Origin of the sequence: Mycolicibacter sinensis (genome assembly GCF_001667945.1) — a bacterium.
GTDB classification, from domain to species: domain Bacteria; phylum Actinomycetota; class Actinomycetes; order Mycobacteriales; family Mycobacteriaceae; genus Mycobacterium; species Mycobacterium sinense_B.
In genome coordinates this window covers 29,553-42,475 of sequence record NZ_LZJK01000096.1, presented here as the reverse complement: position 1 = coordinate 42,475, position 12,923 = coordinate 29,553, and the positions used below count along the sequence as shown (strand labels likewise).

Genomic DNA, 12,923 nt, shown 5'->3' with positions numbered 1-12,923 from the left:
CACCTCGTGCAGCAGACGCGTGCTGCTGGCCGGTTGGGAGGAGTTCGACGAGCCGGTCGACCGGATCGTGTCCATCGCGGCAAACATCGACTCCACATGGACGGCCTGGTTCTTGCTCAGCGTCAGGCCGATCACGTTCACGTTGTACTTCTCGATGGCCCGGCGCATGGTGGCACCCCAGCCGCAGCCGATGTCGAGCAACGTCATGCCCGGCCGCAGACCCAATTTGCCCAGCGAAAGGTCGATCTTGGCGAGTTGGGCCTCCTCCAGGGTCATGTCGTAGCGCCGGAAGTAGGCGCAGCTGTAGGTCTGGGACGGATCGAGGAAGAGCCGATAGAAATCGTCGGACAGGTCGTAATGGGCTTGCACGTCGGCGAAATGCGGGGTCAGGCGGTGAGTCATGGGCGGTGGCCTTTCGGTCCGTGGGGGCCTTGTCAGTGCCGCCCATAGGACCGTCCCTCCCGGCCGGCCGAAGCCGCATACCCGCTGTCGGCCGCGGCAAACGCCGACGCGGGTAAACAACAGGAGAACGGATGCGCGCAACCGCACTTGCGCCGCAATGAGATTCGGCCCGGTACGGCCGCCAAGGCCCTCCGCCGGGTTACAGGCCGGCGGGGAAGCCCGGAAGTGCGGGGATGGCTGGGATCCCGCCGGACAGCCCCGGGATACCGGCTGACATGCCCGGGATCTGCGGCAGTTCCGGTACCTGGCCGCTGGCCAACTGCGACAGCATCTGCGGGCAGTAGGCCTGCACCGCGATCTCGGTGAACAGCTGCGCCATCTCCGGTGACATGGCCGGACCGCCGCCGAGTCCGGCGATCGGGGATGCCACCGAGGCGGCGGTGCCGGCGGGCTCGGTCAGCATGGGGCAGACGGACTGGCCGAGCGCGGCCGTCGCGGCCGGGTCACCGACCGGGACCCCCGCCCCGGCCAGATCGGACAGGAACGAGGTGTCGACCGGACTCGCCTGCGCCGGTATCGCCAGCCAGACGGAGGTGATCATGCCCGCCCATATCGTGCCGGCCGCCGCCATCGCGGTCACCGTCGGTACCGCCGCTCGCACGCGGTTATGCCCCATGTCGGTCCCCCCATGTTCGTATGGGGTACCCGGACAGCCCCCGTCAGCTGCAACTCTGCAGCAGCACCGTCACGTCGACGATACGGCCAGGTCACGCTTCGGGTACGGCGCTGTCGCCGCAGCGCCGGCGAAGTCGCACCAAACTGCGGCCGGGGATGTGGTCAGGCGGCGCCTGACAGCGTTGCCCGCACACACACCGTGATGTAGGGCAGGGCCAGCCCGGTCGCACCGACCAGCGCCGGATGGGTGGCCAGCAGTTGCCGAACCTGATCCAGGGTCTTGGTGCGCACCGCGTCCGGGGAGGTGATGCAGTAGCTGCGGGAGGCGACCAGGTCGATCAGCGCCTGCGGGGTCAGGTAGTTGGTCCACTCCACCTGATGGCCCTCGATGTCGCCGAACGGTTCGGGCAGTTGCACGCCGGCATCCACCGCGTCGCGGGCGTCTTCGCGGCCGATGATCGTGCCCAGCTCCTTGACCCAGCCCAGCCGTTCGTCGCGGGTGTTCCACACCAGGCCCAGCCGGCCGCCGGGCCGCAGCACCCGCAGCAGTTCGGGGATGGCGCGCGCCGGGTCGAACCAGTGCCAGGCCTGGGCCACCAGCACCGCGTCGACGCTGTTGTCCGGCAGCGGGATCTGCTCGGCGGTCCCGAGCAGGGCCGGGGTGTCGGGCAGCGCCGCGGCCAGCACCTCGAGCATTTCGGCGATCGGGTCCACGGCTACGACATCCAGGCCCCGTTCCACCAGCCGGGCGGTCAGCTTGCCGGTGCCCGCGCCCAGGTCGAGGACATCCCGGGCGTTCGGTGGCAGCAGCCAGTCGATGGCCTCCGGGGGATAGGACGGGCGGCCACGCTCGTAGGCGGCGGCCTGCGAGCCGAACGACAGCGATCGGTCCTGCCGCGCCCCGGAGCTCACCGCCGGCGGTCCCCGGCCGGGCCCGCCAGCTCCAGGGTCTGGCGGATCAGCTCGCCGACGCGGTCGGTCTCCAGCAGGAAGCCGTCATGCCCGCACTCGGAGTCGACCACCTGCAGGCCGTCGCAGCCGGGCAGCAGCTCGGCCAGCTCCGCCTGCAGGCGCAGCGGATACAGCCGGTCGGAGGTGATCCCAGCGACCACCGCCGGCACCGGGCAGCCGCGCAAAGCGGCCGCGACGCCACCTCGGCCGCGGCCCACGTCGAAGGAGGACAGTGAATCGGTCAGCGTCACATAACTGCCCGCGTCGAACCGGGCCACCAGCTTGCCGCCCTGGTAGCCCAGGTAGCTCTCCACCGCGTAGCGGCCGCCGTCGGCCGGGTCCTCGCCGTCCTGGGCGGCGTTGCCGAACCGCCGGTCCAGCTCGGCTTCACCGCGGTAGGTCAGGTGCGCAATGCGCCGGGCGATCGCCAGCCCGGTGTCGGGACTGCGGCCGGTGCCGTGGTAGTCGCCGCCGCACCAGTTCGGGTCGGCCTTGATCGCGGCGATCTGGGTGCTCTGCGTGCCGATCTGGTCGGCGGTGGCCCGGGCGCCGACGGCCAACAGCAGACCCGCGCCCACCTTGTCGGGGTGGCCGATCATCCACTCCAGCCCGCGGGCGCCGCCCATCGAACCGCCCAGCACCGCGGCCACCTCGGTGATGCCGAGCGCAGCCAGCGCGGCGATGTCGGCTTCCACCTGGTCGCGAATCGAGATGGCGGGAAATCGTGAACCCCAGGGCTTTCCGTCGCGGGCCAGCGAACTCGGGCCGGTCGATCCGCGGCAGCCACCCAACACGTTGGTGGCCACCGCGCACCAGCGGTCGGTGTCGATCGGGGCACCGGGCCCGACGATTCCGTCCCACCAGCCCGCGGTGGGATGCCCGGGGCCGGCGGGCCCGGTGACGTGCGAGTCCCCGGTCAGCGCGTGCAGCACCATCACGACGTTGTCGCGTTGCGGCGACAGCTCACCCCAGCGCTGCACGGCGATATGGGCGTCGTCGAGCACCGCCCCGCTCTCCAGGCGCAGCGAGCCGATCCCGACCACGCCGGTCTCTCCCTCGGCGGGCAGCACCTGCCTGGACACGTCGGAGATCGTCATCGCCGACCGCCTCAACGCGCCGCCAGCGCCGAGGAGTCGCCGAGCTGAGCGGCCGCCGCGGCGAATCCGAGCTCCAGGTCGGCCAGGATGTCCTCGATACCCTCGATGCCGACCGCCAGCCGCACCAGGCCCGGGGTGACACCGGTGCTCAGCAGCTCGTCCCCGGACAGCTGGCTATGTGTGGTGGAGGCCGGGTGGATCACCAGCGAGCGCACGTCACCGATGTTGGCGACGTGGCTGTGCAGCTTCAGCGCGTTGACGAAGGCCTTCCCAGCCTCGATCCCGCCGGCGACCTCGAAGGAGAGCACGCCCCCGACGCCCTTGGGGGCCAGCTGCTGTGCCCGCTGATACCACGGTGAGCTGGGCAGCCCGGCGTAGTTGACGCTGAGCACGTCGTCGCGGGCGGCCAGGAACTCCGCGACCCGCTGGGCGTTGGCGACGTGGCGCTCGACCCGCAGGCTCAGCGTCTCCAGGCCCTGCGCGATCAGGAAGGCGTTGAACGGGGAGGCCACCGACCCGTAGTCGCGCATCAGCTGGGCGCGGATCTTGATCGCGTACGCCGGCTCGCCCAGGTCGGCGTAGACCAGGCCGTTGTAGCTCGGGTCCGGCGTGGTGAAGCCGGGGTGACGGCCCTGGGTCCAGTCGAAGTTGCCGCTGTCCACGATCACGCCGGCGATCGCGGTGCCGTGCCCGCCCAGGTACTTGGTGGCCGAGTGCACGACGATGTCGGCGCCCTGGCTGATCGGCTGGATCAGGTACGGGGTGGCGATGGTGTTGTCGACGATCAGCGGCACCCCGTGCTCGTGGGCCACCTGCGAGACGCCGGGGGTGTCGAGGATGTCGATCTTCGGGTTGGAGATGGTCTCGGCGTAGAACGCCTTGGTGTTCGGCCGCACCGCCGCGGCCCAGGACTCCAGGTTGTCGGGGTCCTCGACGAAGCTGACCTCGATGCCCAGCTTGGGCAGTGAGTACCGGAACAGGTTGTAGGTGCCGCCGTACAGCCGCGGGCTGGCCACGATGTGATCGCCGGCGCCGGCCAGGTTGAAGATCGCGAACGTGCTGGCAGCCTGCCCGGCCGACAGCAGGGTGGCGCCCACCCCACCCTCGAGTGCGGCGATGCGCTCCTCGATGACCGCGCTGGTCGGGTTGGTCAGGCGGGTGTAGATGTTGCCCGGCTCGGCCAGTGCGAAGCGAGCAGCGGCCTCGTCGGTGTCGCTGAACAGATACGACGTGGTCTGGTAGATCGGCAGGGCGCGCGACCCGGTCTCCGGGTCACCGGCGTGGCCGACGTGGATCTGCTTGGTCTCGAACGACCAGTTGTTACCGGCGGTCATGGTGTGAATGCTTTCTTCGTGAGGTGTTATCGCTGGTGCAGGAGTGGGGTTAGCGACAACAGCAACGGGCGAGCGGGCACAAGGAGGCACGCATCAGGTTCCCCTGTCTACTCGGGGGGCCCGTTGTGGCGGACCCGCGCTTGCCGCGTAGCCGGTGGTGGCTACTCAACCCGGTCAATCACCCGGGGCACCCCACCGCGGTTGGAGGGTTGCCGGCCAGCAAGCCGGGGCTTAGCGCTGGCACTCATGACCGTGTCGCAGCCTATCGCATCCCGCGCGGCTGTCGCCACCTGCTCACCGCCGGTGGCCGCCATTACGCGGTGCGGGATACTGGGGCCGCCGTGTACAACGCGGAGCAAAACGACACACGAACCCTGACGCCGGGAGAACAGCCATGTGCGCCGACCAGCCGACCATCATCTACACGCTGACCGACGAGGCGCCGCTGCTGGCGACGTATTCGTTCCTGCCGATCGTGCAGGCCTTCACCGGGCCGGCGGGTATCGACGTCAAACCCAGTGACATCTCGCTGGCGGCCCGCATCCTGGCCGAGTTCCCCGACGTCCTGACCGAAGCACAGCGGGTGCCCGACAACCTGGCCGAACTCGGCCGGCTCACCGGACTGCCCGACACCACGATCATCAAGCTGCCCAACATCAGCGCCTCGGTGCCGCAGCTGGTCGCCGCCATCAAAGAACTGCAGGGCAAGGGATTCAACCTGCCGGACTATCCCGCGGACCCCAAGACCGACGACGAGCGCGACATCCACGACCGCTACGCCAAGTGCCTGGGCAGCGCGGTGAACCCGGTTCTGCGGGAAGGCAACTCGGACCGGCGTGCGCCCAAGGCGGTCAAAGAGTACGCGCGCAAGCATCCGCACAGCATGGGGGAGTGGTCGCAGGCGTCGCGCACGCACGTGGCCACCATGCGCCACGGCGACTTCTACCACGGCGAGAAGTCGATGACCCTGGATCGCGACCGCGACGTCAAGATGGTGCTGAACACCAAGGGCGGCAAGACGATTGTGCTCAAGGAGAAGGTGTCGCTGCTCGACGGCGACATCATCGACTCGATGTTCATGAGCGTCAAAGCGCTGCGCGAGTTCTACGAAGAGCAGATGGAAGACGCCCGCAAGACCGGCGTGATGTTCTCGCTGCACGTCAAGGCCACCATGATGAAGGTCAGCCACCCGATCGTGTTCGGCCACGCCATCAAGGTCTTCTACAAGGACGCGTTCGCCAAGCACCAGAAGCTCTTCGACGACTTGGGCGTCAACGTCAACAACGGCCTATCTGACCTCTACAGCAAGATCGAGACGCTGCCGGCCTCGCAACGCGAGGAGATCATCGAGGACATGCACGCCTGCCACGAGCACCGTCCCGAGCTGGCGATGGTCGACTCGGCCAACGGCATCACCAACTTCCACTCGCCCTCGGACGTGATCGTCGACGCCTCGATGCCGGCGATGATCCGGGCCGGCGGCAAGATGTACGGCGCCGACGGGCGGCAGAAGGACACCAAGGCCGTCAACCCCGAGTCCACCTTCGCCCGCATCTATCAGGAGCTGATCAACTTCTGCAAGACCCACGGCCAGTTCGACCCGGCCACCATGGGCACCGTCCCCAACGTCGGGTTGATGGCGCAAAAGGCCGAGGAGTACGGCAGCCACGACAAGACGTTCGAGGTTCCCGAGGCCGGCGTCGCCGACGTCGTCGACCTGGCCACCGGTGAGGTGCTGATGAGCCAGAACGTGGAGGCCGGCGACATCTGGCGGCTGTGCCGGGTCACCGACGCCGCCATCCGGGACTGGGTGAAGCTGGCCGTGCAGCGGGCGAAGGCCTCCGGCATGACGGTGGTGTTCTGGCTCGACACCGAGCGTCCGCACGAGGCGGAGCTGCGCAAGAAGGTCAAGGCCTACCTCAAGGACTACGACACCGAGGGCCTGGAGATCCAGATCATGCCGCAGGTGTGGGCCATGCGCTACACCCTGGAGCGGCTGATCCGCGGTCAGGACACCATCGCCGCCACCGGCAACATCCTGCGCGACTACCTCACCGACCTGTTCCCGATCCTGGAGCTGGGCACCAGCGCCAAGATGCTGTCGATCGTGCCGCTGATGGCCGGCGGCGGCATGTATGAGACCGGGGCGGGCGGCTCGGCGCCCAAGCACGTCAAGCAGCTGGTCGAGGAGAACCACCTGCGCTGGGATTCGCTCGGCGAATTCCTCGCGCTGGCAGCAAGTTTCGACGACCTGGGCGTCAAGACCGGCAATGTGGGCGCCAAGATCCTGGGGGCCACGCTGGACTCGGCGATCGGCAAGCTGCTCGACGCCAACAAGAGCCCGTCGCGCAAGACCGGTGAGCTCGACAACCGCGGCAGCCAGTTCTTCCTGGCCAAGTACTGGGCCGAGGAACTCGCCGCGCAGACCGAGGATCCCGCGCTGGCCAAGCACTTCGCCGCGGTGGCGGATGCGCTGACCAAGAACCAGGACGTCATTCTCAACGAACTGACCGTGGTGCAGGGCAAGCCGGTGGACATCGGCGGCTACTACGCGCCCGACCACGACATGACGGCGGCGGTGATGCGGCCCAGCCCGACGCTGAACGCCGCGATCGACGCCAAGGCCTGACGTCCGGAGCGCCTGACCCCCCGGCCGAACGTGAAGACAGCTTCACGTTCGAGCGCGAGAGTGAGCCCAACTTCACGCTGAGCGGGGGCTAGCGTGCGACAATGCGCCGGTAAGGCGACGACGATGTAGGAAGCCGGTGCGAATCCGGCGGTTCAGCGAAGCTGGAACCGCCGCTTCAATTCCGGAGCGGTCCCGCCACTGTGATCGGGGGAATGAGCTTCACCCGAGAGCCAGACACTCACGTCGTCGCATCCTGCGATTCGGGGCGGGGACCCCAGAGAGCTGGCAAACGTGACGGCGCCGATGTGGATCGCCTCTCCACCGGAAGTCCACTCGACGTTGCTATCGGCCGGCCCCGGCGCCGGTCCGCTGTTGGCCTCGGCGGCGGCGTGGACGGCGCTGAGCACCGAATACACCGAGATCGCCGACGAACTGGCGGCGCTGCTGGCTGCGGTGCAGACCGGGGCGTGGCAGGGCCCGTCCGCCGAGGCGTACGCGGCGGCCAACGCGCCGTATCTGGCCTGGCTGACCCAGGCCGGTGCCACCAGCGCGGCGATCGCGGCCCAGCAGCAGACCGCGGCCACGGCCTACACCAGCGCCCTGGCGGCGATGCCGACACTGGCTGAATTGGCGGCCAACCACGCCACCCATGCGGTGCTGGTCGCCACCAACTTCTTCGGTGTCAACACCATCCCGATCGCTGTGAATGAGGCCGACTACGGCCGGATGTGGATCCAGGCCGCCACCGTGATGGCCACCTATCAGGCGGTGGCCGGGGCGGCGGTGGCGTCGAGTCCGCAGACGGTCGCGGCGCCGCAGATCGCCAAAGTCGGATCAGCCGACTCCAGCCAGCCGCAGCTGCCGCCGGACCGCCAGAACGACATCATGGAGTGGCTGCAGAACAGCGGCTACACCGACTTCTACAACAACGTGTTGCAGCCGATGATCAACGAACTGGCCAGCAACTCCTACTTCCAGTCGATCTTCGCCGGGTTCGACCCCTGGCTGACGATCACCGGAAACCCGTTGAGCTTCTTGAGTCCCTACAACATCGCGTTCGCACTGGGCTACCCGATGGACTTCGGCTCGTTCGCCGCCTACCTGTCGCAGACGTTCGCGTTCATCGCCGCCGACCTCACCGCGGCGTTTGCCTCCGGCAATCCCGGCACCATCGCCTCGACGCTGTTGTTCACCGCCGTCGAGGCCATCGGCACCATCATCACCGACGTGATCGCCCTGCTCAAGACGCTGCTGGAGCAGGCGGTGGTGCTGATCCCGATGGTGCTGCCGATGCTGACCACCGCGCTGGCGCCGCTGGCCGCCGCGCCGCTGGCCGGGCTGGCGGGGCTGTCCGGCCTGGCCGGTCTGCACGCCGTTCCGGTGCCGCTGGCCCCGGCGCCGCCGCCGTTCGCCGGGCTGACGGTGGCGCCCACCCCACCGGTCCCGGCGCCCGCGCCGGCGCCCGCAGCGGCACCGGCTCCCGACCCGGCGCCGCTGCCGGCCGCACCCGGGTCCCCACCGCCGCCGCCCGCGCCGCCGCTGTCTCCAGTGGAGGGCCTGTCCGCCATGTATATGGTCGCCGGCCTGGGCCAGCAGGCCCGCCGGGCGGCCGGGACCAGCGTGCGCCGTCGCACAGCACCCGAACCCGACACCGCCGAGGCGCCCGCGGAGGCCGTTGCCGCAGAGGAGAACACCAGGGCCCGTCGGCGCCGCAAGGCCAAGGCCGACCTGCTCGGCCGCGGCTATGAGTACATGGACCTCGAAGAACCGGTGCTGCCGAGCGGGCTGACCGCGCTGTCCGGAGACGCCTTCGGCGGCGGGGCCACCACGCCGATGACGCCGCGCACCTGGATGCCGGAGTATCAGCGCGGCCTGCGGTAGGACTCCAGGTAAGACGGCAGCGCGATGGCCGGGTCAAGGTCGGCGGCCGGCTCCGGCGGCCCGGCCTCCAGGCGCAGCGGAACCACGCCGGCCCAGTGCGGCAACGCGATGTCCTCGGGTTCGTCGTTGGGGCCGCCGTCACGCACCGAGGCGGACACTTTGACGAGGTCGAGGGCCAGAACGGCCGTTGCGGCCAGCTCCCGGCGGTTGGGTGGCCGGGCGTCGGTGGACCGTCCGGGCGCGACGTGATCGAGCAGCGCATCCAGCCCGAGGCGCTTCTCGGCGTCGTCCTCGACCAGCCGGGCGTTTCCGATGACAACCACCGAGCGGTAGGCCATCGAGTGGTGCAGCGCCGAGCGGGCCAACACCAGCCCGTCGACCAGGGTGGCGGTGACGCAGACCGGCAGACCGGCGGGGCCGGCGGCCAGCACCGGGCCGCTGCCGGTGGAGCCGTGCAGATACAGCGTCTCGTCGACCCGGGCATGGGTGGTGGGCAGCACCACCGGATGGCCCTCGCGGGCATAACCCAGATGGCAGATCAGGGCCTCGTCCAGGATGCGGTGCACGGTGTCGCGGTCGTAGCGGGCCCGTTCCCGGTAGCGGGTGGGGATGGTCTGCGGTGTCGGCGCGTAGGTCACGGGCTTGCCTCCGTTAATGTACTAGTGCAATATTATGGCTGTGCCAGTACAATACAGGATCAGCGGTGGCGGTGCCGAGGCGATCGCGGCCAGCGTCGAAGAGGGCATCGCCGCCGGCGCACTGGCGCCCGGCGCCGCGTTGCCGGCGATTCGCGAGCTGGCGCAGCAGCTCGGGGTGAACCCGAACACGGTGGCCGCCGCCTACCGGTTATTGCGTGACCGCGGCGCCGTTGAGAGCGCGGGCCGCCGCGGCACCCGGGTGCGCGACCGGCCGGCGACCACACCGCGCTCGTTGCGTGGGCTCGCGGTACCTCCGGGCGTGCGGGACCTTTCCACCGGAAACCCGAATCCTGCACTGTTGCCCGCGATTTCGGTAGCGCCCGGGCCAGTGGTGCTCTACGGGGATCCGCCGATCACGCCCGCGTTGGCCGAGCTTGCCGCGGCCGAACTGGCCGCCGACGGGGTGCCGGCCGACCACCTCGCGGCCACCTCCGGAGCGCTGGACGGCATCGAGCGGGTGCTCGCTGCTCACCTGCGCCCCGGTGACCGGGTGGCCGTCGAAGACCCGGGATGGCCCAACCTGATTGACCTGCTTGCTGCGCTGGGGCTCGTCCCCGAACCGGTCGGGGTCGACGACGACGGTCCGCTGCCCGCCGATCTGGCCCGCGCGCTGGGACGCGGGGTGCGTGCGGTGGTGGTGACCAGCCGCGCCCAGAATCCCACCGGTGCAGCGGTTTCCGCTGACCGCGCAGATGACCTGCGGGCTCTGCTGGACGGATCCGATGTGCTGCTCATCGAAGACGACCACTGTGCGGCTATCGCCGGCGTGCCGCTGCACACACTGGCCGGAGTGAGCCGGCACTGGGCGTTCATCCGGTCGGCGGCCAAGGCCTACGGTCCGGATCTGCGCCTGGCCGTGCTGGCCGGGGATCAACGCACCGTGGAACGGGTGGCCGGCCGGCTGCGGCTGGGGCCGGGCTGGGTCAGTCACCTACTGCAGAATCTGACGGTCGGGCTGTGGCGCGACCCCGCGGTGGCCCGGCAGGTGGCCGACGCCGAAAGCGCCTACGGCGCCGCCCGCGCCGGGCTGTGCGCGGCGCTGGCCGCCCGAGATGTGGTGGCGCACGGCCGGTCCGGGCTCAACGTGTGGGTCCCGGTGCCCGACGAGGCGGTGGCCATGACGGCGCTGTTTGCGGCGGGCTGGGCGGCGGCACCGGGGGCGCGGTTCCGGATCCGGTGCGCTCCGGGCCTGCGGGTCACCATCGCCGAGCTGGCGCCCGCCGATATCGACCCGCTCGCCGATGCGGTCGCCGCTGCAGTGCGCGGCCCCGGGCGGTCCAGCGTCTAGCCGCGCACGGCGACCGGCGAGGCTCGGCGGCCGTGCGATAATGCGCCGGTAAGGCAACGATGGTGCAGGAAGCCGGTGTGAATCCGGCACGGTCCCGCCACTGTGATCGGGGAGCGACCCTCAACAGCCACGGCTCCAGGTGGAGTTGGAAGGCGAGGCGAGCGGTGATCCGAGAGTCAGGACACTCACATCGTCGCGTCCTGCGACCCGGGGCGGTGTACCCCGAGAGAGCTGATCACCTTGACTGCGCCTATCTGGGTGGCGTCGCCCCCTGAGATCCATTCGTCCCTGTTGTCCGCCGGCCCCGGAGCCGGCCCGCTGCTGGCCTCCGCGGCGGCTTGGAGCGCCCTGGCCGTCGAGTACACGGCGATCGCCGACGAACTGACCACCGTGTTGGCCGCGGTGCAGGCCGGCGCGTGGCAGGGCCCGTCGGCGGAGGCGTTCGTGGCCGCCAACGCGCCCTATCTGGCGTGGCTGCTGCGGGCCGGTGGGGATGCGACCGTGACGGCCGCGCAGCACCAGAGCGCGGCGGCGGCCTACACCAGCGCGCTGGCGGCGATGCCGACGCTGGCCGAACTGGCCGCCAACCACGCCACCCACGGGGTGCTGGTGGGCACCAATTTCTTTGGTATCAACACGATTCCGATCGCCTTGAACGAGGCCGACTACGCGCGGATGTGGCTGCAGGCCGCCACCGTGATGACGGTCTATCAGGCGACGGCGAGCACCGCGGTGGCCGCGGCCCCGCAGACCGAGCCGGCGCCCGCGGTGCTCAAAGCGCCCGGGAGCGCCGACGCGTCGGCCCCACAGCCGCCGCAGTGGTTCCTCGACTTCGCCAAATGGCTAGAAGGACTGGTGCCACATCCGCCCTATCCCGACAGCGGCCAATACCCGCTGTACGCCGAGCTGGTGGACTTCTTCAACAAGATCGGCTACACGGGAATCGCGGACCCGCTGGCCAAGTTCTTCGCCGAGCTCGCCGGCTCGGGCGTGCTGCCGCCACCGGGGGTCCCCGGGTCCTGGCTGGCCTGGACGGGCAACCCGCTGAGCTATCTCAATCCTGCCAACCTGGCCTACATCTTCTCGGTGCCGCTGGACCCGGGGTCCTACTTCGCGTTCACCAGCATCGTCATCGTCGACGACCTGCTGGCGATCATGTACACCGCCCTGTTCAACCCCCAGGCGCTGGGGCTGGTCGTGCCGATGGCGATGGTCGAGATCGTCGGGTCGACGATCGGCAACACCATCCAGGCGCTGAACTACCTGATCACCCAGACGGCGCTGATCCCGGCGCTGTTACCGGCGCTTGCCGCCACGTCCGTGCTGGCTCCGGCCGGGGTGATCGGCGGTCTGGGGATCGGGGCGCTGGCACATCACGCGGTGGCCGCCGCGGTGCCACCGCCCGCCTCTCCGCCGCCCGGGCTGGTGATGGCCCAGCCGCCGGCACCGGCACCGGCTCCCGCACCGGCCCCGTCACCGACCCCGGCACCGCCGGCCGCACCCGCCGCAGCCGCCGCCCCGCCGCCCAGCGCGCCGCCGCCGACACCGGCCGGGCCGCCCCCGGTGACCATGCCGGCCTACATGTACCTGGTCGGCGGCCTGGACATGGGTGCTCGACGGGCATCGGGGACCAGCGCCCGCAAGAAGCCGGTGCCCAAACCGGACAGTGCCGATGTTCCCGCCGCGGAATCGGCGGAAGAGGTTGCGCCCCAGCGGCGTCGGCGCAAGGCGAAGGTCGGCATGCTGGGTCGCGGGCACGAGTACATGGATTTGGAGCCTGAGCCCGTTGCGGCGCTGCCCTCGGATCGGGGCACCGGTTCGCACGGCTTCGCCGGCGCCACCCGGCGGGTGACCACCGCGCGTCCGGCCGGGCTGACCGCACTGGCCGACGACGGGTTCGGCGGCGGCGCGGTCAGCCCGATGATGCCGAACACCTGGCCGGCCGACCCGGACTGACCTGGCGGCGGC

Annotated in this window: 10 protein-coding genes and 3 riboswitches; of the genes, 4 read left to right on the top strand and 6 right to left on the bottom strand. The window is 70.2% G+C overall.

Annotation, left to right across the window (positions count from 1 at the left end; all coding sequences use genetic code 11):
* The 5 genes from A5694_RS13685 to A5694_RS13665 form a co-directional block, all read right to left on the bottom strand.
* Window positions 1-402 (bottom strand): class I SAM-dependent methyltransferase (locus A5694_RS13685; protein ID WP_207516003.1); only part of this gene is annotated, 402 nt, incomplete at its 3' end.
* 199 nt (window positions 403-601) lie between these two features.
* Window positions 602-1,078, bottom strand: a complete 477-nt coding sequence (locus A5694_RS13680) for a DUF732 domain-containing protein (protein WP_064922378.1) — start codon at window positions 1,076-1,078, stop codon at window positions 602-604.
* Between the two features lie 161 nt (window positions 1,079-1,239).
* Window positions 1,240-1,989 (bottom strand): class I SAM-dependent methyltransferase, encoded by a 750-nt coding sequence (locus A5694_RS13675; RefSeq protein ID WP_064922377.1) that lies wholly within the window; start codon window positions 1,987-1,989, stop codon window positions 1,240-1,242.
* Entirely contained in the window at window positions 1,986-3,125 is a 1,140-nt protein-coding gene (gene metX, locus A5694_RS13670; protein ID WP_064922376.1) for a homoserine O-acetyltransferase MetX, read from the bottom strand. Before metX ends, A5694_RS13675 begins: the two co-directional genes overlap by 4 nt.
* Before the next feature lie 11 nt (window positions 3,126-3,136).
* Complete coding sequence (locus tag A5694_RS13665; protein ID WP_064922375.1) at window positions 3,137-4,459, bottom strand: bifunctional o-acetylhomoserine/o-acetylserine sulfhydrylase; 1,323 nt, start codon at window positions 4,457-4,459, stop codon at window positions 3,137-3,139.
* Between the two features lie 131 nt (window positions 4,460-4,590).
* A riboswitch (SAM riboswitch) is annotated at window positions 4,591-4,711 on the bottom strand.
* Between the two features lie 142 nt (window positions 4,712-4,853).
* Here A5694_RS13665 and A5694_RS13660 point away from each other — a divergent pair.
* Both A5694_RS13660 and A5694_RS13655 read left to right on the top strand, forming a co-directional pair.
* Window positions 4,854-7,088, top strand: a complete 2,235-nt coding sequence (locus tag A5694_RS13660; protein WP_064922374.1) for an NADP-dependent isocitrate dehydrogenase — start codon at window positions 4,854-4,856, stop codon at window positions 7,086-7,088.
* Between the two features lie 82 nt (window positions 7,089-7,170).
* Window positions 7,171-7,350, top strand: a riboswitch (cobalamin riboswitch).
* Window positions 7,351-7,379: 29 nt separating this feature from the next.
* Window positions 7,380-8,969, top strand: coding sequence for a PPE family protein (locus A5694_RS13655; protein WP_064922373.1), 1,590 nt, complete (start codon window positions 7,380-7,382; stop codon window positions 8,967-8,969).
* On the opposite strand, the gene A5694_RS13650 is transcribed toward A5694_RS13655, so the two are convergent.
* Entirely contained in the window at window positions 8,951-9,607 is a 657-nt protein-coding gene (locus A5694_RS13650) for a pyridoxamine 5'-phosphate oxidase family protein (RefSeq protein WP_064922372.1), read from the bottom strand. The genes A5694_RS13655 and A5694_RS13650 overlap by 19 nt on opposite strands.
* 40 nt (window positions 9,608-9,647) lie before the next feature.
* Here A5694_RS13650 and A5694_RS13645 point away from each other — a divergent pair, with 40 nt between their 5' ends.
* Window positions 9,648-10,955: an aminotransferase class I/II-fold pyridoxal phosphate-dependent enzyme gene (locus A5694_RS13645; protein WP_064922381.1), complete on the top strand. Its 1,308-nt coding sequence runs from the start codon at window positions 9,648-9,650 to the stop codon at window positions 10,953-10,955.
* 23 nt (window positions 10,956-10,978) lie between these two features.
* Window positions 10,979-11,162: riboswitch (cobalamin riboswitch) on the top strand.
* A 33-nt stretch (window positions 11,163-11,195) separates the two neighbouring features.
* A complete protein-coding gene (locus A5694_RS13640; protein WP_064922371.1) occupies window positions 11,196-12,911 on the top strand; it encodes a PPE family protein in 1,716 nt (571 codons plus the stop codon).
* The last annotated feature ends 12 nt before the right edge of the window (window positions 12,912-12,923 follow it).

Bases quoted from the DNA above. Each gene is read 5' to 3' on its own strand.
- A5694_RS13665 (WP_064922375.1), bottom strand. From the start codon at position 4,459: ATGACCGCCGGTAACAACTGGTCGTTCGAGACCAAGCAGATCCACGTC.
- A5694_RS13680 (WP_064922378.1), bottom strand. From the start codon at position 1,078: ATGGGGCATAACCGCGTGCGAGCGGCGGTACCGACGGTGACCGCGATG.
- A5694_RS13660 (WP_064922374.1), top strand. From the start codon at position 4,854: ATGTGCGCCGACCAGCCGACCATCATCTACACGCTGACCGACGAGGCG.
- metX (WP_064922376.1), bottom strand. From the start codon at position 3,125: ATGACGATCTCCGACGTGTCCAGGCAGGTGCTGCCCGCCGAGGGAGAG.